Here is a 22,208-nt window from a genome sequence, read left to right on the forward strand (position 1 = left end):
CCACGCACCACAACCCGACGAGTGGAATGCCACTCCTACCAAACAACACCGATGTAATTTGCTCCTGTCGGCAGGCTACCGCAGCGTGGGGCGCATTCCGAGTAACGCGCTGCCGACCCGGACATGTGTCGCACCGTGCCGGATCGCCGATTCCAGGTCCCCACTCATGCCAGCCGACAACGACGTCGCCTGCGGATGCTGGGCCCGGAACCCGGCTGCCACCTCCGCCAACCGGGCAAACGCCCGGTCCGGTTCCCAGCCCAGCGGCGCCACCGCCATCAACCCGCCAAGCCGCAGCCCGTCCGCACCCGCCACCACCTCGGCCACCGGATCGAGCCCCGCGTCCGGGTCGGCGGAGCCGGGCAACGCACCACCGCGGCCCAGCGCCCCGTCAATGCTTACCTGAAGGAGAACCTCCAACGGGTGGTCCCGTTCGGCCGCCGAAGCCCGATCCAGCGCCCGGGCCAACCGGACACTGTCGACCGACTGCACCACGTCGGCGTACCGGACCACCGACTTCGCCTTGTTCCGCTGCAGCTGGCCGACGAAGTGCCACCGGGGCGCCACCCCCGCCGCGGCTACCTCGGCCGCCTTCGCTGCGGCCTCCTGGTCCCGGTTCTCCCCGACCTCGGTGGCCCCGAGCCCCACTAGGGCGACCACGTCACTCGCCGGGTACGTCTTGGTCACTGCGATCATGGTCACCTCCCCGGGCTCCCGACCGGCCGCCGCACAGGCGTCGGCGATTCGGGTACGGACTCGGGCAAGGCCAGCTGCGAGATCGACGCTCCGGTCGGTGGGCGCCGCGGCGGGGGTGTTGGTCATCGGCAGGACTCAGGAACCGTTCTTGAGGAAGTCGGGAACATCGACGTCGTCGAAGAGAACCCGACGCGGCGACTGCTGCGGTGCGGGGGTGGTTGGCGGCGCCGGTGCCGCGGGCGTCGCCGGCGCCGGCTGATTCTGATTCGTCTTGCGGGCCGGCTCGGCCGCCTTGTACGCAGGCGCACCTCCGTCGAAGCCCGCGGCGATGACGGTGACCCGCACCTCGTCACCGAGAGCGTCGTCGATCACCGCACCGAAGATGATGTTTGCCTCCGGGTGGGCCGCGTCGGTGACCAGTTGCGCCGCATCGTTGATCTCGAACAGCCCCAGGTCAGAACCGCCAGCGATCGAGAGCAGCACGCCGCGCGCACCGTCCATGCTCTGCTCCAGCAACGGACTGGAGATGGCCGCCTCGGCCGCCTCCACCGCCCGGTTCTCACCCCGGGCGCTACCGATTCCCATCAGCGCGCTGCCGGCACCGCTCATCACGCTCTTGACGTCGGCGAAGTCCAGATTGATCAGACCGGGAGTGGTGATCAGGTCGGTGATCCCCTGGACACCGGAGAGAAGCACCTGATCCGCGGTGCGGAAGGCGTCCATCATGGAGATGTTCCGGTCACCGAGCGCAAGGAGCCGGTCGTTCGGGATCACGATCAGCGTGTCGCACTGGTTCCGCAACTCGTCAATGCCGGCCTCTGCCTGCACCTGGCGGCGCTTACCCTCGAACGAGAACGGCCGGGTGACCACGCCGATGGTCAGCGCGCCGAGCTTACGGGCGATGTTCGCCACCACCGGAGCGCCGCCGGTGCCGGTGCCACCGCCCTCACCGCAGGTCACGAAGACCATGTCGGCGCCCTTCAGGACTTCCTCGATCTCGTCGCGGTGGTCCTCGGCCGCGTTCTTACCGACATCTGGGTTGGCACCAGCGCCCAGACCACGGGTCAGTTCCCGCCCCACGTCGAGCTTGACGTCGGCGTCACTCATCAGCAGTGCCTGCGCATCGGTGTTGATCGCGATGAACTCGACGCCCTTGAGCCCAACCTCGATCATTCGGTTGACGGCGTTCACGCCGCCGCCACCGATACCGACGACCTTGATGACCGCCAGGTAGTTGTGCGGAGGTGTCATCTGAAGGTCCTTTCCCCCTCGAGATTGGCATGGGCCGCGCCACTCGGCTTGCCCAGGATCAACGGTTGACGACGCGGCCATCACCAGGGCTCGGGTGTAAACCCTCACCCTCTACTAGAGGGTTACATTTATGTCAACCACTGATCCTCTTCGGGGCAACGTAAGCGCCTCCGCCCAATGTGCCAAGCAACCCGGCGGCGTGTCGCCCCGGCGGGCAGATCACACATCACCGAACGGTCACCACGTCCGGAGCGCTGACATCGATCGTGGCCGCCGCCCCTTTCAGCAACGCGGTGGCGACCCGTGCCTTGTCTGCCCCCCGGGTCGCGTCGCCCCACACCACCCGCCGCTCATCGCGCAGGTGAAGGGTGAGTCGGGCCAGCCCCTCCACCGTGACGTCCACGAGTTCGGCCCGCAGCTGCGGGGTGAGCTCGGCGAGCACCGCCAGGGCGGCCTGGGTCTCCGGATCGGCCGGGCCCGGCGTCGCCAGCCGAATCACCGGTAAGCCGTCGGGAGGAGCCGACAGCCGACGGAAGACGACCCCAGCAGCATCCACCACGAGAAACTGGCCCTCCTGCGGCACCACCGCCGCACCGGTCCGCTCCGTCAGCCGGACCACAAGGACATCCGGCCAGTCCCGCGTCACGTCAACCTGCTCCACTGCCGGCAGGCCACCGATGCGCTCCGCGGTGGCTGCAAGGTCCACCTGGGCCAGCGGCGTGCCGTCGGGCACACCAGCGACAGCACGCACCTCGACCGCGGTCACCAACTCGGCCCCCTCCACCCGCACCTCACGCACCCCGAACAGGCCAGTGCCGACCAGCACCCAGCCGACCAGCCCCGCCAGCGCCAGCCCGCCAGCCATGAGCGCCCAGGGCAGAACCGCGCGCATTCGACGCCGCCGAGCCCGGGCCATGAACCGTCGGGTTGAGGCGGGCACCGCGTCCCGGCCGGCCTGAACCAGCTGCCAGCGGCGGGCCGGCCCTCGGCGGCCGGCTCCCCCCTCCACCCCGGAGGTACGCCGACGCCTAGGCCGCGAGGTCATCCGGCGGTAGCACCGGGAGTGGAGCTACCCGGGAGGTCGGGGACCGTGCCCCCAATCGTCGTCGCACCCCCGACGTCACCGCCGGGAACGGCGCCGGCGGCACCCGCCGCACCCCGCTGCGACAGCGCGTCGAGTAGCTGGTCGCCCAGGAGCGAGCTGGGTGGCGCGCCCATCGTCACCACGACATCGCCCGACCTGGCCCGGCGGGCCACCTCGACCGGCGCCGCCTCCCAGGAGTCCACGAAGATCTTCCGGTCGGCCGGCAGCGGCACCGCCTCGATCAGCTCCGCCGAGCCCTCCCCCGGCCCCCGGAGCTCCCCCGGCCCGAAGACCTCCAACAGCACCAACTCGTCGGCGATGGCGAGGGCCTCGGCGATCTCCGCCTGCAGGTCGCGGGTGCGGTAAAGCCGATAGGGCTGGAACACCACGAGCAACCGTCCGTCGCCGGCCACCTCCCGCAACGTCCGCAGCGCCAGCTCAATAGGTGTCGGGTGATACGCGTACTCGTCATAGACCAGCACGTCGTCCGCGATGCCCTTCCGCTCGAAGCGCCGCCGAACACCAGGAAAGGCCGCCAGCGCGGCCTGCGCCGCCTCCACTGGCAGGTCCAACAGGTACTCGGCGAGCACCGCCGAGGCGCTGTTGAGCCCCATGTGCCGCCCCGGCACCGGCAGTCGGAACTCGCCCAGCGACCGGCCGTCGATCTCGGCGAGGTAACGGATGCCGCGGGTGGAGGAGGCCATCTCGGTCAGCTGTAGATCCGCGTCGGCCGAGGTGCCGTACGTGTACACCGGCCGTCCCTCGGCGCGGAGCGTCTCGGCCAGTCGCCGGCTACCCGCGTCGTCAGCGCAGGTGATGATGAAGCCGTCCGGGTCGGTGAGGCGGGCGAAGTCAGCGAAGGTCGCTTCCAGATTGGCCAGGTCACCGTAGGTGTTCAGGTGGTCGGCCTCAATATTGGTGATGATCGAGACAAACGGTCGATAGTTCAGAAATGAACGGTCACTCTCATCCGCCTCCACCACGAAGTACTCACCCGTGCCATGGTGCGCACCGGAACCGACCTCGGAAATCTCCCCGCCGATCACGAAGGACGGATCCACCCCGGCCTGCTGAAGCACCATGGTCACCATTGAGGTGGTGGTGGTCTTACCGTGGGTGCCCGCCACCGCGACCGTCCGGCGGCCGGTCATCGCCGCGGCGAGCGCCTCGGAACGGTGCAGCACCCGCAGGCCACGCCGACGCGCCTCCACCAGCTCCAGGTGGTCGGGCGGGATCGCAGAGGAGTAGACAACCGTGTCCGCACCGTCGAGGTTGGCCGCCTCGTGAGTCATGTAGATCGTGCCACCCAGCGCCCGCAGCCCCGCCAGGGATGGCCACTCGCGCAGTTCGCTGCCGGAGACCGAGATTCCGCGGGTGAGGAAGAGCCGGGCCAGGCCGCTCATCCCGATGCCACCGGCCCCGATCAAATGGATGGCGCCGAGATCCTCCGCCGTCAGCTGACCGGCCGGAGAGGACTTCGCCGTACTGTTCCCGCTCACCGGGCCACCGCCTCGTAAACAAAGTTGAGTAACGCCTCATCGCCGTCCCGATGCCCGTAAGCGGCCGCGGCACTCCCCATCGTGGCCAGCCGCTGCGGGTCGCGGATCAGCGGGATCACCGTACTCTCCACCCAGGCCGGTGTCAGCTCGGCGTCGTCAACGAGTAGTCCGCCCCCGGCCTCCACCACCGGCACCGCGTTTCGTCGCTGCTCCTGATTGCTGTGTGGGTACGGCACGTAGACCGTCGGCAGCCCGACCGCCGCTACCTCGGCACAGGTCATCGCCCCGCCCCGGCCGAGCATCAGATCGGCCGCGGCGTACCCCAGCTCCATCTGCGACAGGTACGGCACCGTCACGTACGGTGCGGGCAGGTCGGTCGGCACCGACACCGCCTCGTTCCGGGCACCGACCACGTGCAGCACCTGCACTCCGTTCCGGGCCAATTCCTTGGCCGCCCCGACAACCGCCAGGTTGATCGAGCGGGCGCCCTGCGATCCGCCAGCGACGAAAAGTACCGGCAGGTCCGGCCGGAGCCCGAAGTGGGCGCGGGCGGCGGTACGCATGGCGGCTCGGTCCAGACCGGCAATACCCCGGCGTAGCGGCACTCCCACCACCCGTGCCCGGCGCAGCGACTCGGCCTGCGCCGGCTGGTGCGGGAAGCCCACCGCGACGTGCTTGGTGAACTTCATGCCCAGCCGGTTGGCCACCCCCGGCGGCACATTGACCTCGTGGATGACGATCGGCAGCTCACGTCGCCAGGCGGCGAGGTACGCCGGAACCGAGACGTACCCGCCGAACCCCACCACCGCGTCGGCCTGCACCTCATCAATGACCTTGCCAGCCGCCCGGGCCGCGGTCCACATCCGGCCCGGGGTCTTCACCAGGTCCAGGTTGATCGAGCGGGGCAGCTGGTGCGCGGGGATCTGACGTAGGTCGTACCCGGCGGGTGGAATCAGCTCGTTCTCCAGCCCTTTGGGGGTGCCCAGGCAGGTGATCCGGACACCGGAGTCGTGCCGGCGCAGGCAGTCGGCGAAGGCGAGTAGCGGGTAGATGTGCCCCCCGGTGCCACCTCCCGCAAGCACCACCGAACGCAGCGGACCCATCACCGTCTCCTCTCCTCGGCCGACCCACGCCGGGCCCGGTTCGCCCGGACGGCACGCGGTGCGGCCTGGTCGTCTTCATTCCGCCCCCGGGGCACCCGGGCCCGGGGAGCTGGTGGGGAACCCGGGCGGCGCCGGCCGGGGAGCGGCGGCAACGGGGCCCAGACTAGTCGGACCCATCGGGCCGGCGGACGGGCATGCAGGGCTCTCGCCGCATCAGGTTCGGCCCGGGCGAACGAGGCGAGCATGCCGACCGCGGCGAGCGTGACGACCAGAGCGGACCCGCCCTCGGAGATGAATGGCAGCGGCACGCCGGTCAGCGGCAGCAACCCGATCACGCCCCCAATGTTGATCACCGCCTGGCCGATCAGCCAGGCGGTCGCCCCGGCGGCGGCGAGCTGCCGGAACCGACCGGACACCCGGCGGGCGATCCGCAGCCCGGTGTACGCGAGCACCGCGAAGAGCGCCACGACCACGCCGGACCCGACAACACCCAACTCCTCAGCGATGATCACGAAGATGAAGTCGTTCTCCGCCGCCGGGAGCGCGCCCCACTTCAGGGAACCCTTGCCCAACCCGGTGCCGAACCAGCCCCCGTGCTCGATCGCGTACCGAGCTTGGAGCATCTGGTAACACTCGTCGATCTTGCACTTGTCGAGCGGTGGCGGGTCAAAGAAATTCGTCAGCCGCTCCAGCCGGAAATTTCCCTCGCCCTTCTCGCCCGACCCCTTCGACCCGGCGCCGTACGAGGCGACCGCCACCAGCAGACCGACACCAAGCAGGCCGATCGCGCCCAACACCGCGAAGACCCGCAGCCGCACCCCAGCCGCCCAGAGCAGCCCGATGACCAGGGCCAGCAGACAGAGCAGCGTGCCGAGGTCGTTGTAGCCGACCAGCACGAACAGCAGCCCCAGCACCGGGAAGAGCGGCGTGGCCAACTCTCGCCACCAGCCGAGCCGGGCGCCCTTTCGGGCGAGCACGTCCGCCCCCCACAGGACGAGGGCGAACTTCGCCAGCTCGGAGGGTTGGAGCTGGAACGGCCCGAGGTACAACCAGTTCCGGTCCGCGGCGAACGGGCCGATCTGGTTGACGCCGGCCAGCGAGCCGAGCACCAGCACCAGATTCAGCAACAGCAACAACCCCACCGCGCCCCCGAGGGCCGGCCAGGCGACCGCCTGGAAGGTACGGACCGGCAGCCGCTGGCACGCCCAGAAGGCCACGATCCCGAACACCGCGAAGATGGCCTGCTCGGTCAGGGAGGCGGTGGCATCGCCGCGTTCGGCGAAGTCCTCCACGCTGGTCACCGAGAAGACCATGGTGAGACCGATCAGCAGCAGCAGGCCGACGCTGAACATCAGAAGGTAGTAGGAGGCCAGCGGCCGGTCCAGCAGGCCACGCAGCGCGGCCAACCCGCCGGCGGCGCTCAGACCGCGCAGGGGCGGAGCGTCCGGTGGCGCCTCCGGTGCCCGCGCCACCGGCGGGGCCTCGGCGGTACGCGTACCCCCCGACGGCCGGCGCCGCCCCGCCCCCGGGCTGTCCTCTTGATCTGGTCCCTCCCCCACCCGCACATCATCGCGGGTGGGGGACGCGTGGCCCTCGCAACCGTCTCCTCGGCGTGTCGAAACGCTGGGTCCGGTCAACCGACGCTGGCGAGGAACTCGCTGTAGAACAGGCCCAGGGCGATCGCCACCCCGATGCCGGCGATGATCCAGAACCGCACCACAATGTTGACCTCGCTCCAGCCGGCGAGCTCGAAGTGGTGCTGCAGCGGTGACATCCGGAAGACCCGCTTACCGGTGGTCCGGAACGAGATGATTTGGATCACCACGGACATCGTGATGATGACGAAGAGTCCGCCGATGATCGGCAGCAGCAGGATCGTTCGGGTGGACATCGCCATCCCGGCGATCAGACCACCCAGGCCCAGCGCCCCGGTGTCTCCCATGAAGATCCGGGCCGGCGAGGTGTTCCACCAGAGGAAGCCGACGCAGGCGCCGGCCGCCGCGCCAGCGATCAACGCGATCTCCAGCGGGTCCCGGACCGCGTAGCAGTACTCCTGGGTGTAGTTCGGGTCCGCGCACCAGTGCCGGTACTGCCAGAAGGCGATCAGCGCGTACGCCGCGAGCACCATCACCGAGGCGCCGGTGGCCAGACCGTCCAGACCATCGGTGAGGTTGACGCCGTTGGTGGCGGCCATCACCACGAAGATGAAGAGGATGACCGCACCGACCTTGGTGAGCTCCAGCGCCGGGATGTCCCGGATGAAACTCAACGTCGTGCTGCCAACCGTCTCGGTGTTGGTCGACGTGCCCTGAGAGTCGGTCATGGTGCTCGGGAAGTAGAGCGCGATCACCCCGAACACCGCGCCGACCAGGATCTGGCCGAGCAGCTTGCCGCGCTTGTTGAGGCCACCACTGTGCCGCTTGCGGACCTTCAGGAAGTCGTCAATGAAACCCACCGCGCCGGAGAACACCATCAGCCCCAGCAGCACCAGCGCCGTGATGGTCGGTTCGACCTGAGCGATCTGCGCGTCCGGCAGCGTGGTCAGGGCCAGGTGGCCGGCGACGTACGCGATGACGGTGGCCAGGATGAAGACCACCCCACCCATCGTCGGCGTGCCCTTCTTGCCCTGGTGCATCACCGGCCCCTCGGCCCGAATGGGCTGGCCGGCCTTCAACCGGGTGAAGACCTTGATCGCGATCGGGGTGCAGAACAGCGAGACCAGGAAGGCCACCCCGACCGCGACGATGACTGACCTCATGCCAGGTCACCGTCCGCTCCCGCGCCCCGATCGGTCCCAGCGTCGGCGCGCAGCGCGTCCGCCACCTCCCAGGTGCGGTACCGCGAGCCCTTCACCAGGACGACGTCACCGGGCCGCAGGTCTCCCCGCAGCACCTCGACGGCGTCCGCCTGATCGGTGAGCTGCACCGATTCTCCTTCCCAATCACGTACCGATGTTGCGCCCTGATGGATCGGGGCCGCCGCCTCGCCCACCACGAGCAACCGGTCCACCCCGAGGTCGGCGGCGAGTCGCCCGACCTCGGCATGCCCCTCCTGCTCGTACGGCCCCAGTTCGGCCATGTAGCCGAGCACCGCAATGGTGCGCCGCCGCTCGAACCCGGCCAGCGCCCGCAGGGCGGCGGCCATGGAGGCGGGGTTGGCGTTGTACGAGTCGTCGATGACGGTGACCCCGTCCACCCGCTCGAAGACGTCCATCCGACGACTCGAGACCAACCCGAGCTCACCCAGGGCGGTCGCCAGCTCAGAAACCGGCATTCCCAGTTCCCGGGCGACCGCGGCGGCGGCGAGCGAGTTGGACACCTGGTGCCGGCCGGTCAGCCCGAGCCGCACCGGCGCGCGCCCCTCCGGAGTCACCAGCGTGAACGAGGGCCGGCCCCGCTCGTCCAGCACCACGTCAACGGCGCGCACCTCCGCATCAGCGGCCTCGCCGAAGCGGACCACCCGGGCCCGGGTTCGCGACGCCATCGCGGCGACGAGGTCGTCGTCGGCGTTGAGTACGGCCAGCCCCTCCGCCGGCAGCGCCGCCACCAGCTCCCCCTTCGCCAGGGCAATGGTCTCTCGGGAACCGAACTCACCGATGTGGGCCACCCCCACGTTGAGTACCACGGAGATCTGCGGCGGCACCACCTCGCAGAGGTAGCTGACGTGCCCCACCCCGCGGGCCCCCTTCTCCAACACGAGGTAACGCGTGCCCGGGTCGGCCTGGAGTGCCGTGTAGGGGTGCCCCAGCTCGTTGTTGAACGAGCCGGGCGGGGCGACCGTCGGCCCGAGTCGAGCGGTGAGGGCAGCGATCAGATCTTTGGTGCTGGTCTTACCCGAGGAGCCGGTGAGGCCGACGACGGTCAGCTCGGGCAGCCGATCCGTCACCGCGCGGGCCAGTCGCCCCAGCGCCAGCTGGGCGTCGGCTACCAGCACCATCGGCACGCCGGGCAGCACCCGGGTGCCGAGCACCGCCACCGCGCCCGCCCGGATCGCCCCGTCGGCGTAGTCGTGCCCGTCCACCCGTTCCCCGGGGAAGGCGACGAAGAGCCCGCCTGGGCCTACCTTGCGGGAATCGAACTCGACCGAGCCGGTGACCAGCACGCCCGGGTCGGCGGCGACCAACCGGCCATCAACCGCTACCGCCACCTCGGCCAGGCTCAGCCGGATCACGACTGCCCCGGCCGGTCGCCGAAGCGGGCCCGCAGTGCGGCGGCCAGCTCCGTGCGGTCGTCGAAGGGATGCATCTGCCCGCCAACCTCCTGCCCCTGCTCGTGCCCCTTGCCCAACAGCGCCACCACGTCCCCGGGCTCGGCGAGCTCGACCGCCTCCGTGATCGCCGTACGCCGACCGGGCACCTCCAGGACCTGCACCTCGGTGTCGGCCCGCCGCACGCCGGCGAGCACCTCGGCCCGGATCTCGGCGGGATCCTCGGTCCGCGGGTTGTCGTCGGTCACCAGCACCACATCCGCTCCCTGGGCGGCGGCGAGGCCCATCAGGGGCCGCTTGCCCCGGTCCCGGTCGCCGCCGGCGCCGAGTAGGCAGATCAGCCGCCCGGTGCTGAACTCCCGCAGGGCGGCCAGCGCGGCGACGATCGCATCGGTCTTGTGCGCGTAGTCGACGACGCCGCGCACCGGGCCGGGGGACGGCACCAGCTCCAGCCGACCGGGAACGCCGCCGCAGTCGGCCACCCCCGCGACGGCGGCCCGTGGCGCCACCCCGGCCGCCACCAGCACGGCGACGGCGAGCAGCGCGTTGGCGACGTTGTGTCGACCGGGCAGGGCCACCCCGGCGGGCAGGGTCAGCCCGTCCGGGCCGTGCAGGGTGAAGCGCTGCGCGTACCCCTCGCCACCGACCTCGTCGGCCCACCAGGTGGCGCAGCGGTCACCCGCCGCGGAGTAGGTCACGGTGGCGGGTCGACGCAGTGGCATCAGCGCCGGGTCGTCGTGGTTGAGCACCTCCACCGCGCAGCGGCCGTCGAAGAGCTTCGCCTTGGCGGCGAAGTAGTCCGCGGAGTCGGCGTGGAAGTCGAGGTGGTCGGAGCCGAAGTTGGTATAGCCGCCGACGGTGAACCGGACGCCGCCGACCCGCCCCATGGCCAGGGCGTGGCTGGACACCTCCATGACCACGGCGGTGACGCCGCGCTCCCGGGCAGCGGCGAGCATGGCGTGCAGGTCGGTCGCCTCGGGCGTGGTCCGGACGCTGTCGATCACCAGATCGCCGATGCGGGTCTCCACGGTGCCGATCAGGCCGGTGGTGTGCCCGGCCGCCCGCAGCCCCGACTCGACCAGGTACGCCGTGGAGGTCTTGCCCGCGGTCCCGGTCACCCCGATCACCGTCAACCCGGCGGTCGGATCGCCGTACACCACACTGGCCAGGTCCCCCAGCACGGCCCGCGGGTCCGGCACCACCAACATGGGTAGCCCGGCCTCCGCGGTCGCTGCCGCGCCGTCCGGGTCGGTCAACACGGCCACCGCACCAGCCTGGGCCGCGGCCGAGACGAACTCGGCACCATGCCGCCGGGCACCGGGCAGGGCCGCGTACAGGTCGCCGGGGCGGACCTCCTGGCTGGCGTGCGTCACCCCGGTGACCGTCGGTTCCGTTGAACCGGACCGGAGCTCAACGGCGTCCGCGCCGGACTCGGCGGCGAGCCGAGCGGCGAGGTTACCGAGCCGGATTCCGGTCACGCTACGAGGGCGAGGTTTGCCGGACACGGCGTCAGACCCTACCCGGTCGTCCGGTTCCGGCCGAACAGCCGCCCCGGTGGTTCGTCGGCACGCACCGATGATGTCCCGTCTACGCTGCTCACCGGGGAAAGACGTCAAAGTTGGGCGGTGGGACCTGCGACGGCGGCACCCGATAGTGCTGCAGGGTGAACCGCATCAGGTCGGCGAACACCGGCGCGGCGATGTCGCCACCCCCGCCATTTGGGGTGTGGGCGAAGACAGCGATCACGAAGCGGGGCTTTTCGGCCGGGGCCATCCCGATGAACGACGCCACGTCACCGGGCTGCCGCTGCCCGTCTACCAGCCGCCAGCCCGTGCCAGTCTTACCCGCCACCCGGTAGCCGGAGACCGCCGCGGCCCGGCCGGTCGCGCCGTCAACGGTGGTCACCGCCTCCATGAGGGTACGCAGCTCGGCGGCGGTCTCCGGGGTCAGCACCTCCCGGGTCGTCGGCGCCTCCGGCGTCGTCCGCTCTCCCCCCGGCCCGACGATCTCCTTCACCAGCCGTGGCGCGACGTACGTGCCGTCGTTGGCGATGGTCGCGTACACGGCAGCCATCTGGATCGCGGTGGCGTCCACGCTGTGCCCGATCGGCACCGACCCGTACGACGAGTCACTCCATTCGTCGGCGGGCAGCAGCGCGCCGCTCGCCTCGCCGAGCAGCCCGACACCGGTCGGCTCACCCAGCCCGAAGCGCTTCTGGTAATCGATGAGCCGGTCCGGACCGAGCTGGTCGGCGATGGCGATGGTGCCGACGTTGGAGGAGTGCGCCATCATCCCCGCCAGGCTCATCCGTTGACCGTCCGCCTTGGTGGTGTCGGTGAACGGGACGCCGCCGAGGCGAACGACGTTGGGGACGGGCAGCGTGGTGTCCGGGCTGATGACGCCTTCCTGGAGGGCGGCGCCGAACGTGATCGCCTTGTGCACCGACCCCGGTTCGACCACGAACGTGGTCGCCACGTCGTCCCGGTCGGCCGGGTCGCTCTCCCCCCAGTTCGCGACGTCGTAGGTGGGGTAGGAGGCCTGGGCCAGAACCTCGCTGGTGCCCACCTCTAGGACGACCGCGGTGGCGGTCGAGCCGTTGACCGCTTCCATCGCCTCGGCCAGCTTGGCCTGGACCATGTACTGCAGGTCCCGGTCGAGGGTGAGGCACAGCGAGCTGCCCGGTTTCGCCTCGGTCGTCTCGCTGAAGCCCCCGGGGATCTGCACACCCCACCCCGCCTCGTAGCGTTCCAGGCCGTCCTTGCCAGCGAGCACCTTGTCATAGCCGGCCTCGAGCCCTTCCAGCCCGTTCATCTCCTGGTTGGTGATGCCGATCAGGTTGGCGGCCAGGTCCCCACCGGGGACCTCCCGTCGCTCATCTCGGTGGTTTCCGATGCCCTTCAGCTCAAGGTCCTCGATCTGCTCAGCCAGGTCAATGTCCACCCCCCGTTTGAGGTATACGAACTGCAGTGCGTTGCCGTTGGGCCCGTCGCGTTTCCGCATCCGATCGGCCAGCTCCGACGCCGGGATACCGAGCGGCTCGGAGAGCGCCTGCGCGGTGGCCACCGGATCGTCGATCTGGGTCGGGTCGGCGAAGATGTACCGAGCCTCGACACTGTGCGCCAGCACCTCCCCGTTCCGGTCCTGGATCGAACCACGAGGCGCCGGCAGAACCACGACTTTCAGCCGGTCGTCGATTCCGGCACCGGCGTAGTCCGGATTCTCCACGACCTGCAGCACGACGAGCCGGATACCGATGACGGTGAAAAGGGTCAGCACCAGCGCGGTGCCGAGCCGCAGCCGACGGCCGGGGTCGGCCAGGCGGGGTGGCCTCAGTCGGCGGCGTCGCTTCGGTCGAGCTGAGGTCGGCCGCGGCGGGCGTCGCCGTGGCGGTGGCTCCTCCGCCGGTGGACGCCGGGGCACGGTGCGCACCACCGAGGTGCGACGCGGCGGGTTCGCCCGCCGGGCAGCGCCGGCCCGCCCACCGCTGAGCACCTGGAGTGCCGGACGGAACGGGTCACCGGAGCGACCGCGACCTCCCTGCGGTGCCCGGCGGGGCTCGGCGCTACCGGCGCGGGCCTCCCCCAGCCGCTGCTCGCCGATGCTACGGCCGCGGGGGGTGTAGGCCCGGGCACCAGAGATGCCACCACCCGACTCCGCCGGGCGGGGGTCGGCTGAACTGTCGGCGCGGGACGGGCCGCGCCGGGACCCTTTGGCGTCCCGGCGCGGCTCCTCCGATCTAGGCGGCACGATTACCCCCCGCTACCCGGCTGGCCGGCCCCCGACGCGGGCCCGCTGCCCGGCTGCGGCACATGGATGGCCGCGCCGCCGTCGGGGAGCTGGATGTAACCCGGCTTGAGCTCGACGAGGCCAAGCTTGCGAGCGGCTTCGAACAGATTGCCCGGTGCCTCCGCCTCGGTGATCTTCTGGTTCAGCTGCTGCTGCTGCAGGTTGAGGGTGGTCTGCTCCTGCCGGAGCTCATTGAGCCGAATCGCGTTCTCGTTAATCTTGGTGTTCACCAACAGGATGCCGAGCACCCCACCGACCACCAGTGCCACGACCAACGTGGCAAACGGTGCGCGCGGCACCGACACCGGAGCCGGTGGCGCCACCCGCAGTCGGGTCGTTCGGGTGCTGGCAGTCCGCGCGCTCGGGCGCAGCGCCGCGGTGCCTTGGGTCGGGAACGCACGCGTGCCCCGCGCGCGGGTCGCCCCCGGCCGCGGCTGGGTGCCGGTGCGCGTGGCCCGCTCCGCCGCGATCCGGCCCCCCGACCGCGGTGCGCGCTGCCCGCCGCCGGCCCCGTTCCGGCGGTCGCGCTTGTCAATCGTCATGTCCCTCCCCCTCGTCATCCGCCCCTGTCCCGTCATCCCCCGAGGCCGACCGCCGCACGGCCGACCCCGTCCCCGGTTGGTGCATCGCCCGGACCCGCCCCCGGTACCGTTCGCGGTCGGTACGCTGGCGCTGCTGCGTGGTCGGATCGAGCCGTTCGGCGGCCCGCAGCCGCACCGAGGCGGCCCGTGGGTTCACTGCGACCTCCGCCTCGCCGGGCAGCTCCGCCCCACGGCTGAGCAGCCGGAAGGTCGGGCCGGTCCCCGGTAGCTCGACCGGAAGGTCGATCGGGCCCTTGCTACGAACCCGGTCCGCGAGCGCCACCTTGGTGAGCCGGTCCTCCAACGAGTGGTAGGACAGGACCACCATCCGGCCCTCGACCGTGAGCCGGTCGAGCGCCGCCGGCAGTGCCGTCTCCAGCGCCGCCAGCTCTCGGTTCACTTCAATCCGTAGCGCCTGAAAAGTTCGCTTTGCCGGATGCCCACCGGTACGCCGGGCTGGCGCGGGGATGGTCTGCCGGACCAACTCGGCCAGCCGCGCCGACGAGGTGATCGGGGCCCGGTCCCGCTCCCGAATGATCGCCGAGGCGATCCGCGGCGCGAACTTCTCCTCGCCGTAGACCCGCAGCACCCGGGCCAGGTCCGGATGCGAATAGGTGTTGACCACCTCTTCGGCGGTCACTCCCCGACTCTGGTCCATCCGCATGTCCAACGGGGCGTCCTGCGCATAGGCGAACCCGCGGTCGGGCGCGTCAAGCTGCAACGAGGAGACCCCGAGGTCGAAGAGGATCCCATCCACCACCGGACGGCCGAGCCGATCGAGCACCTCGGGCAACTCGTCGTATACGGCGTGCTCCAGGTGAACCCGGTCAGCGAAGCGGGCCAGTCGTACGCGGGCGTGCGCCAGCGCCTCGGTGTCCCGGTCCAGCCCCACCAGCACGGTCCGCGGATGCGCCGTCAGGATCGCCTCGGCGTGCCCACCCAGCCCCAGCGTGGCGTCAACGTAGACCGTCTGCCCCGGCCGGTCCAGCGCGGGAGACAGCAGCTCGAGACAACGCTCCAGCAGCACCGGCACGTGCGCGCCGCGCAACTCCCCCATGTCGCCCCCCACTGATCCCGTCCCGTCTGTCGTGCCGTGCCTGTCCTCGGACGGCGCCCCGTCGTCGTACCGCCAGATCCCCATCCGCTCCCGCCCGCCTTCGGGCAACGGCCCCCGATCGGATCGTGCGCCTGGCACCGGGGAAGGGATGCCAGGAACTCGAAAGCGGCTGGAGATCTCGCGGTACGCCAGGCGCCGTCGCGCCTACAGGCCGGGCAGCACCCCCTCCTCAATGTCCGCGAATTCGTCTTCACTCTCGGCAAGGTAGCTCTCCCATGCGACCCGGTCCCAGATCTCCACCCGGGTGTGCGCACCGATCACCACCAGATCCCGGTCGAGCGCGGCGTACTCCCGCAGATGGCCCGGGATGGTCACCCGCCCCTGTTTGTCAGGGACCTCGTCGTGCGCGCTGGCGAAGAAGACCCGGCTGTAGGCCCGGGCCGCCTTGTGCGTCATCGGCTGCGCGCGTAACTGATCCGCGATGTGCTGGAACTCCGGCGTCGGAAATACGTAGAGGCAACGCTCCTGCCCTTTGGTGATCACGACACCCCCCGCCAGCTCATCCCGGAACTTCGCCGGAAGGATCAGCCGACCCTTGTCGTCCAGGCGCGGAGTGTGGGTGCCGAGGAACACGGCCCTAACCCCCTCGCCCCTTCAAGCGGCGTTCGCGGCGCCGCTGACCCCCGGGCCGGTGGGCCCTCCCGGCCGCACCATCGGGCCCCACTCTACTCCACTTCCCTCCACCTGCAACCAGAATCGCCCGCGCGGCGCGGCGACCGTCCCACCAAAACCGCACGTCAAAGCGGGTGGAGCGGAGTGGAGGGCAGTACCACGCCGGGAGCCGCCAACCGTCCGACATAGATCGACTCAACTCCCAGCCCCGATCGGCTCGGCCGCGTCGGGCAACGAGTCGAAGCGTTCCGCGCCAGCAGCGATCTGGGGAGCCCGGGCGTGGAGTAACCTCGCTCGCGTGACGGACGCGAGAATGCCCCTACGGGCGAAGGTGGCCAGCTCTGTGTCGCGGACCGCCGCGGCCCTGTCGCGGGCCGCGGGCCGCGGGGACGGCTCGGTTATCGGTGGTTGGATTGGCCTGAAGATCGACCCGGAGCTACTCGCGCACCTCGCCGCGGGCCGCGCCATCGCCCTGGTGTCCGGCACCAATGGCAAGACCACGACCACCCGCCTCGCCACCGCCGCGGTCGGCGTACTCGGCAAGGTCGCCACCAACTCGTTCGGCGCGAACATGCCCACCGGGCACACCTCGGCGCTCGCCAAGGCCGGCAGCACCCCGTACGCGGTGCTCGAGGTGGACGAGCACTACCTCGCGCAGGTGCTGGACGCCACCGATGCCCACGTGGTGGCGCTGCTCAACCTCTCCCGCGACCAGCTGGACCGGGCCCGGGAGGTCGCCATGATGGCGCAGCTCTGGCGGGCGGCGCTGATCCGCCACCCCGAGCTACGGGTCATCGCCAACGCGGACGACCCGATGGTGGTCTGGGCCGCCACCCCGCCGGCCAATCACGATCAGCGCCTCACCCCGCCCCGGGTCACCTGGTTCAGCGCGGGCCAACGCTGGCACGACGACTCCTGGGTCTGCCCCGAGTGCGGCTCGACCATCGCCCGGCAGAACAACCAGTGGTGGTGCACCGGCTGCCCGCTGCGCCGGCCACAGCCGCAGTGGTCCGTCGAGGACGACGGCGTGATCGATCCGACCGGTGCCTGGCACAAGGTCCAGCTCCAACTCCCGGGCACGGTCAATCTCGGCAACGCCGCCACCGCCCTCGCCGTCGCGGCCGAGTTCGGCGTACGACCGGTTGACGCCGTACTCAAGCTCGGCTCGGTCACCTCGATCGCCGGCCGGTACGCGCAGGTCGAGCGAGACGGTCGGCTGATCCGCCTGCTGCTGGCGAAGAACCCGGCCAGCTGGCTGGAGGCGTTCGACATGGCCGACGAGGCGCCGACCCTGCTGTCCATCAACGCCCGCGATCCCGACGGGCTGGACACCTCCTGGCTCTTTGACGTCGACTTCAGTCCACTGCGGGGCCGGCAGGTGCTCATCACCGGCGACCGAGCGTTCGACCTGGCCGTCCGACTCGACGTGAACGGCGTGCCGTTCCAGCACGTACGCACCTTCACCGAGGCGATCCAGTCGGTCCCACCAGGCCGACTGGAGGTCATCGCGAACTACACCGCGTTCCAGGACATTCGAGCGGAGTTGGACCGTGTTCTCTGACAGCCTGCGCATCGTCTGGGTCTACCCGGATCTGCTCTCCACCTACGGTGACCGGGGCAACGCCCTCATTCTGGCCAGCCGCGCCCAGCGGCGCGGCTACCCGGTCGAGGTGCTGGAGGTCCGCTCCGACCAACCGCTGCCTGCCACCGCCGACATCTACCTGGTCGGTGGCGGCGAGGACGGACCGCAGGCGCTCGGGGCACAGCGGCTCATCGCCGACGGCGGCCTACACCGTGCCGCCGCGCAGGGCGCGGTGGTGTTCGGTGTCTGCGCCGGCTACCAGCTCCTCGGCTCCTCCTTCTTCGCCAAGGGCACCGAGTACGCCGGCCTGGAACTACTGGACCTCTCCTCCGACCGAGGCCCCACCCGCGCCATCGGCGAACTGGCCGGCAACATCGACCCGCGGCTGGGCCTGCCACCGCTGTCCGGCTTCGAAAACCACGGTGGGCGTACCCGCCTCGGCCCGGAGGTGTCACCGCTGGCCCAGGTGACCGCCGGGATCGGCAACGACACCCGGACCGAAGGGGCCTGGCGGGGCAAACTGCTCGGCACCTACTCGCACGGACCGGCCCTGGCTCGTAACCCGGCCCTGGCCGACCTGCTGCTGCGCTGGGCAGTCGGTGTCAACCAGCTCCCCCCGCTGGACGACACCTGGTCGAACCGACTCCGCGCCGAACGCCACGCCGCAGTGGCTGCCGCCGCCCGACCATGACCCACGACGGCCGCCGCGACCTCACCCCCCGCGGCGGCCACCACGATCCGAGCACCCCCCACCGCTGGGACCCCCCCGCTGTCCAGCCCCGCTGGTGGCGGGGGAAAGACCCGGCGGCCGGCCGGTTTGGCCTGCTACTGCTCCTGCTCGCCGGGTTCGGAGTGGCGCTGCTGGTGGTTCCCCGCCCGGACCCGGCGACCCTGCCCCACCTAGCCGACCAGTTGGGCGGGTACGCCCCGATCACCGCGATCGGCGGCGGCGCGCTCCTGCTCGTCGCGCTGGTCCCCCGTACCTTCATCACCCTGGCCGCCGGTGCGCTCTTCGGCGCCGTGGAGGGGGCCGCGTACGCGCTCGGCGCGGCACTGCTGGCAGCCGCCATCGGCTTCACCATCGGCCGGTTCCTCGGTCGGGAGTTCGTCGCCGACCGGATTCGTGGTCGCCTCGCCCGGTTGGACGGCTGGTTCACCCGGCAGAACGTGCTCGGTGTCGTTACCGTACGGCTGCTGCCAATCGCCGGCTTCGGCCTGGTCAGCTACGGCTACGGCACCACCGGGGCGCGGGTGTTGCCGTTCCTGGTCGGCAGCGTCGTCGCCTCCGCGCCGACCGCCTTCGGATACGCCGCCGTCGGCGCCGCGGTCACCTCCCCCGGCGAGGTCAACTGGTTCGCCGCCGCCCCGGCCGGGCTCGGCCTGATCGCCAGCGCGGTGCTCCTCCACCGCTGGTGGCGCGCCGAGCGGGGCAGGCAGCCCAGGACGGACTCGTAGCCGGCGCTGACCAGATCGACCAGCAGGACTGCCCAATGCACATCGAGCACGGAGTTGTGGTGGGGCGGCGCTCTCCCGGGCCGGCACCTACCCGGCACCACAACTCCGTGATCGGCGGTGTGGGCTGAGGAGTGGACCTCAGACCACGACGGAGACCATTCGACCCCGGACCACGATGACCTTGCGGGGTTCCTTGCCGGCCAGCGAGGCGGTGACCGCCTCCAGCGCCGCCGCCCGGACGGTCTCCTCCGCCGCGTCGGCCGGCACCTCGATCCGACCCCGCACCTTGCCGTTGACCTGCACCGGGTACGTAACCGACTCGGCCACCAGCAGGGCCGGATCGGCCACCGGGAAGTCAACGTAGGTCAACGAGGTCTCGTGACCCAGCCGGCGCCACAGCTCCTCGGCGATGTGCGGAGCAAACGGCGCCAGCATCAGCACCAGCGGTTCGGCCACCTCGCGCGGCGTCGCCGGTAGCCGGGTCACCGCGTTGGTCAGCTCGATCAGCTTCGCGATCGTGGTGTTGAACCGCATCGCGTCCATGTCGCCCCGGACCCCGTCCACGATTCGGTGCAGCAGTCGACGGGTCGCCTCGTCGGCCGGGGTGTCCACCACCCGGGACGCGCCGCTGCGCTCATCCACGATCGCCCGCCAGGCTCGCTGCAGGAACCGGAACGACCCCACCACAGCCCGCGTCTCCCAGGGGCGCGAGACCTCCAGCGGGCCCATCGACATCTCGTACACCCGGAACGTGTCCGCCCCGTAAGCGGCACACATCTCGTCCGGTGTCACCACATTCCGTAGGGACTTGCCCATCTTGCCGTACTCGCGGTTGACCTGGTCGTCGCCCAGGTAGTACGCACCGGAGCGCTCGACCACCTCCTCCGCCGGCACGTACGCCCCGCGCGCGTCGGTGTACGCGTACGCCTGGATGTAGCCCTGGTTGAACAGCTTGCGGAACGGCTCGAAGCTCGACACGTGCCCCAGGTCGTACAGCACCTTGTGCCAGAACCGGGCGTAGAGCAGGTGCAGTACGGCATGCTCGGCGCCGCCGACGTACAGGTCGGTGCCCCCGCAGTCGCCCTCGCCGCGCGGACCCATCCAGTACCGCTCGGTCTCCGGGTCGACGAAGCGGTCGGCGTTGGTCGGATCCAGGTAGCGCAGCTCGTACCAGCAGGAGCCGGCCCACTGCGGCATCACGTTGGTCTCCCGGGTGTAGCGCTTCGGACCATCGCCCAGGTCCAGCTCCACCTCGACCCAGTCCCGACGTCGCGACAGCGGCGTCTCCGGGTTCGAATCCGCGTCCGCCGGATCGAAGGTGCGGGGCGAGAAGTCGTCCACCTCGGGCAGCTCGACCGGCAGCAGCTCCTCCGGCAGGGCGATGGCGGCGCCGGTCTCGTCGTACACGATCGGGAACGGCTCACCCCAGTAGCGCTGCCGGCTGAACAGCCAGTCCCGCAGCCGGTAGGTCACCGCACCCGAGCCGTGGCCCTCCGCCTCCAGCCAGGCGATGGTCCGGGCCTTGGCCTCGACGACGCCCAGGCCGTTCAAGTCCAGGCCGCGTTCGGGCACGGCGCTGTTGATGGCCGGGCCCTCACCGGTGTACGCCTTGCCGGCAAAACCCTCGGCCGGCTGGACGGTACGGACGATGGGCAGGTCGAACACCTCGGCGAAGGCCCAGTCCCGCTCGTCCTGACCGGGCACCGCCATGATCGCGCCGGTGCCGTAGCCGGCCAGCACGTAGTCGGCAATGAAGATCGGAATCTGGGCCCCGGTGACCGGGTTGGTGGCGTACGCCCCGGTGAAGACGCCGGTCTTCTCCTTCGTCTCGGCCTGCCGCTCTAGGTCCGTCTTTGCCGCGGCCACCTTGCGATAGCCCGCCACCGCCGCCCGTGGGCTGGCCTGCCCGCCGGTCCAGGCCTGCGGAACCCCCGCCGGCCAGGCCGTCGGTACCAGTTCGTCCACCAGGTCGTGCTCGGGCGCCAGCACCAGGTAGGTGGCGCCGAAGATCGTGTCTGGCCGGGTGGTGAAGACGCTGATCCGCTGCTCGCCGCCCGGGTGAGAATCCGAGGCCGAGGTGGGGAACTCGATGTGCGCGCCGATGGAGCGGCCGATCCAGTTCCGCTGCATCAGCTTGATCGGCTCGGGCCAGTCCAGCTGCTCCAGGTCGTCCAGGAGCCGGTCACCGTACGCGGTGATCCGCATCATCCACTGCTTCAGGTTCCGCTTGAAGACCGGGAAGTTCCCCCGCTCGGAGCGGCCGTCGGCGGTGACCTCCTCGTTGGCCAGCACGGTACCCAGCCCCGGGCACCAGTTGACCGGTGCCTGCGAGACGTACGCCAGCCGGTGTTGGTCGACGACGGCCCGCCGCTCGGCGGCGGTCAGCTCACCCCACGGTCGCCCGTCGGGGGTACGCCGGGAACCGCCGGAGAACTCGGCGATCAGCTCGGTGATCGGGCGGGCCCGCTTCGCCTCGCTGTCATACCAGGCGTTGTAGATCTGCAGGAAGACCCACTGGGTCCAGCGGTAGAAGTCGGCCTCGATGGTGGCCACCGAGCGGCGCTCGTCGTGCGCCAGCCCCAGCCGGCGCAGCTGCGCCTTGTACCGGGCGATGTTCGCCTCGGTGGTGGTACGCGGGTGGGTGCCGGTCTGCACCGCGTACTGCTCGGCGGGGAGCCCGAAGGCGTCGAAGCCCATCGCGTGCAGCACGTTGCGCCCGGCCATCCGCTGGTAGCGGGCGAAGCAGTCGGTGCCGATGTAGCCCAGCGGGTGGCCGACGTGCAGCCCGGCACCCGACGGGTACGGGAACATGTCCAGTACGTACAGCTTCTCCGCTCCCGCCCGCGGATGCTCGGGGTCGGCCAGCGGGCCGGTCGGGTTGGGAGCGTGGAAGGTGCCCTCGCGTTCCCAGGTGTCCTGCCAACGGCGCTCGATCTCGTCGGCCAGGGCCGCCGTGTAGCGGAAGGGGGGGATCTCGCTGGCCGGTGCGGCTGCCTCAGTCATGGCTCTCCTCGCTTCAGTCGGCGCGGATGGTCTCGTGCGTGTCGGTTGGTGCTCGCCACCCGCCGGCGGGACCGGGCCGGCGACGGGCACAAAAAAGCCCCTCACACAGGAGGGGCCGCCGTGCTGTCGCGCGTTCAGCGCATCAGCACGGCCCGGTAAGAAGCACGAAGACTCCGGCCATGCCCCGGAGTGTACCCCGCCGACACCCGGGAGCGCGCCCGCGGCCACCCGAG

The 22,208-nt window shown here is 70.8% G+C and carries 17 protein-coding genes; 3 read left to right on the forward strand and 14 right to left on the reverse strand.

The window, feature by feature from the left end; all coding sequences use genetic code 11:
- Positions 1 to 75: 75 nt before the first annotated feature.
- The 13 genes from SALPAC2_RS0109170 to mraZ form a co-directional block, all read right to left on the reverse strand.
- Positions 76 to 822, reverse strand: a complete 747-nt coding sequence (locus tag SALPAC2_RS0109170) for a YggS family pyridoxal phosphate-dependent enzyme (RefSeq protein WP_018216361.1) — start codon at positions 820 to 822, stop codon at positions 76 to 78.
- 9 nt (positions 823 to 831) lie between these two features.
- Complete coding sequence (gene ftsZ, locus SALPAC2_RS0109175; RefSeq protein ID WP_018216362.1) at positions 832 to 1,947, reverse strand: cell division protein FtsZ; 1,116 nt, start codon at positions 1,945 to 1,947, stop codon at positions 832 to 834.
- Between the two features lie 226 nt (positions 1,948 to 2,173).
- Entirely contained in the window at positions 2,174 to 2,956 is a 783-nt protein-coding gene (locus SALPAC2_RS0109180) for a cell division protein FtsQ/DivIB (protein ID WP_018216363.1), read from the reverse strand.
- Between the two features lie 32 nt (positions 2,957 to 2,988).
- Positions 2,989 to 4,530, reverse strand: coding sequence for a UDP-N-acetylmuramate--L-alanine ligase (murC, locus tag SALPAC2_RS0109185; RefSeq protein ID WP_018216364.1), 1,542 nt, complete (start codon positions 4,528 to 4,530; stop codon positions 2,989 to 2,991).
- The gene (gene murG, locus SALPAC2_RS0109190) at positions 4,527 to 5,633 is read right to left on the reverse strand and encodes an undecaprenyldiphospho-muramoylpentapeptide beta-N-acetylglucosaminyltransferase (RefSeq protein WP_020493362.1); all 1,107 of its coding nucleotides are present in this window, start codon (positions 5,631 to 5,633) and stop codon (positions 4,527 to 4,529) included. Before murG ends, murC begins: the two co-directional genes overlap by 4 nt.
- On the reverse strand, positions 5,633 to 7,039 hold the full coding sequence (locus SALPAC2_RS0109195) for an FtsW/RodA/SpoVE family cell cycle protein (RefSeq protein ID WP_080636999.1): 1,407 nt from the start codon (positions 7,037 to 7,039) through the stop codon (positions 5,633 to 5,635). Before SALPAC2_RS0109195 ends, murG begins: the two co-directional genes overlap by 1 nt.
- A gap of 227 nt (positions 7,040 to 7,266) precedes the next feature.
- Entirely contained in the window at positions 7,267 to 8,391 is a 1,125-nt protein-coding gene (mraY, locus tag SALPAC2_RS0109200; RefSeq protein ID WP_018216368.1) for a phospho-N-acetylmuramoyl-pentapeptide-transferase, read from the reverse strand.
- Positions 8,388 to 9,803 carry a UDP-N-acetylmuramoyl-tripeptide--D-alanyl-D-alanine ligase gene (locus tag SALPAC2_RS0109205; protein WP_018216369.1) on the reverse strand — a complete coding sequence of 472 codons (1,416 nt, stop codon included), beginning with the start codon at positions 9,801 to 9,803 and terminating at the stop codon, positions 8,388 to 8,390. Before SALPAC2_RS0109205 ends, mraY begins: the two co-directional genes overlap by 4 nt.
- The gene (locus SALPAC2_RS0109210; RefSeq protein ID WP_449619023.1) at positions 9,800 to 11,344 is read right to left on the reverse strand and encodes a UDP-N-acetylmuramoyl-L-alanyl-D-glutamate--2,6-diaminopimelate ligase; all 1,545 of its coding nucleotides are present in this window, start codon (positions 11,342 to 11,344) and stop codon (positions 9,800 to 9,802) included. Before SALPAC2_RS0109210 ends, SALPAC2_RS0109205 begins: the two co-directional genes overlap by 4 nt.
- A 91-nt stretch (positions 11,345 to 11,435) precedes the next feature.
- Positions 11,436 to 13,586, reverse strand: a complete 2,151-nt coding sequence (locus tag SALPAC2_RS0109215; RefSeq protein WP_026184566.1) for a peptidoglycan D,D-transpeptidase FtsI family protein — start codon at positions 13,584 to 13,586, stop codon at positions 11,436 to 11,438.
- Positions 13,587 to 13,588: 2 nt separating this feature from the next.
- Positions 13,589 to 14,167 (reverse strand): hypothetical protein, encoded by a 579-nt coding sequence (locus SALPAC2_RS0109220; protein WP_018216372.1) that lies wholly within the window; start codon positions 14,165 to 14,167, stop codon positions 13,589 to 13,591.
- Positions 14,157 to 15,263, reverse strand: coding sequence for a 16S rRNA (cytosine(1402)-N(4))-methyltransferase RsmH (gene rsmH, locus SALPAC2_RS0109225; RefSeq protein WP_018216373.1), 1,107 nt, complete (start codon positions 15,261 to 15,263; stop codon positions 14,157 to 14,159). The genes SALPAC2_RS0109220 and rsmH overlap by 11 nt, the downstream gene beginning before the upstream one ends.
- A gap of 204 nt (positions 15,264 to 15,467) precedes the next feature.
- Positions 15,468 to 15,896, reverse strand: coding sequence for a division/cell wall cluster transcriptional repressor MraZ (gene mraZ / locus SALPAC2_RS0109230; protein ID WP_012014432.1), 429 nt, complete (start codon positions 15,894 to 15,896; stop codon positions 15,468 to 15,470).
- Between the two features lie 352 nt (positions 15,897 to 16,248).
- Between mraZ and SALPAC2_RS0109235 the strand changes: the two genes are divergently transcribed.
- Genes SALPAC2_RS0109235 through SALPAC2_RS0109245 form a run of 3 tightly spaced genes read left to right on the forward strand, consistent with a single transcriptional unit; the run spans position 16,249 to position 18,972 of the window.
- Positions 16,249 to 17,496, forward strand: a complete 1,248-nt coding sequence (locus SALPAC2_RS0109235) for a MurT ligase domain-containing protein (RefSeq protein WP_018216374.1) — start codon at positions 16,249 to 16,251, stop codon at positions 17,494 to 17,496.
- Positions 17,486 to 18,208, forward strand: coding sequence for a type 1 glutamine amidotransferase (locus tag SALPAC2_RS0109240; protein ID WP_018216375.1), 723 nt, complete (start codon positions 17,486 to 17,488; stop codon positions 18,206 to 18,208). Before SALPAC2_RS0109235 ends, SALPAC2_RS0109240 begins: the two co-directional genes overlap by 11 nt.
- Positions 18,205 to 18,972, forward strand: coding sequence for a TVP38/TMEM64 family protein (locus SALPAC2_RS0109245; protein WP_018216376.1), 768 nt, complete (start codon positions 18,205 to 18,207; stop codon positions 18,970 to 18,972). Before SALPAC2_RS0109240 ends, SALPAC2_RS0109245 begins: the two co-directional genes overlap by 4 nt.
- A 138-nt stretch (positions 18,973 to 19,110) precedes the next feature.
- Here the strand turns inward: SALPAC2_RS0109245 and leuS are convergent, their stop codons facing one another.
- On the reverse strand, positions 19,111 to 21,975 hold the full coding sequence (gene leuS, locus SALPAC2_RS0109250) for a leucine--tRNA ligase (protein WP_018216377.1): 2,865 nt from the start codon (positions 21,973 to 21,975) through the stop codon (positions 19,111 to 19,113).
- Positions 21,976 to 22,208 lie beyond the last annotated feature (233 nt).

The organism is Salinispora vitiensis (genome assembly GCF_000378825.1).
GTDB lineage: Bacteria > Actinomycetota > Actinomycetes > Mycobacteriales > Micromonosporaceae > Micromonospora > Micromonospora vitiensis.

Coding starts and splice junctions, on each gene's coding strand:
- SALPAC2_RS0109170 (WP_018216361.1), bottom strand. CDS start 822: ATGACCAACACCCCCGCCGCGGCGCCCACCGACCGGAGCGTCGATCTC.
- SALPAC2_RS0109235 (WP_018216374.1), top strand. CDS start 16,249: ATGCCCCTACGGGCGAAGGTGGCCAGCTCTGTGTCGCGGACCGCCGCG.
- rsmH (WP_018216373.1), bottom strand. CDS start 15,263: ATGGGGGAGTTGCGCGGCGCGCACGTGCCGGTGCTGCTGGAGCGTTGT.
- mraY (WP_018216368.1), bottom strand. CDS start 8,391: ATGAGGTCAGTCATCGTCGCGGTCGGGGTGGCCTTCCTGGTCTCGCTG.
- SALPAC2_RS0109220 (WP_018216372.1), bottom strand. CDS start 14,167: ATGACGATTGACAAGCGCGACCGCCGGAACGGGGCCGGCGGCGGGCAG.
- ftsZ (WP_018216362.1), bottom strand. CDS start 1,947: ATGACACCTCCGCACAACTACCTGGCGGTCATCAAGGTCGTCGGTATC.
- leuS (WP_018216377.1), bottom strand. CDS start 21,975: ATGACTGAGGCAGCCGCACCGGCCAGCGAGATCCCCCCCTTCCGCTAC.
- murG (WP_020493362.1), bottom strand. CDS start 5,633: ATGGGTCCGCTGCGTTCGGTGGTGCTTGCGGGAGGTGGCACCGGGGGG.
- SALPAC2_RS0109245 (WP_018216376.1), top strand. CDS start 18,205: ATGACCCACGACGGCCGCCGCGACCTCACCCCCCGCGGCGGCCACCAC.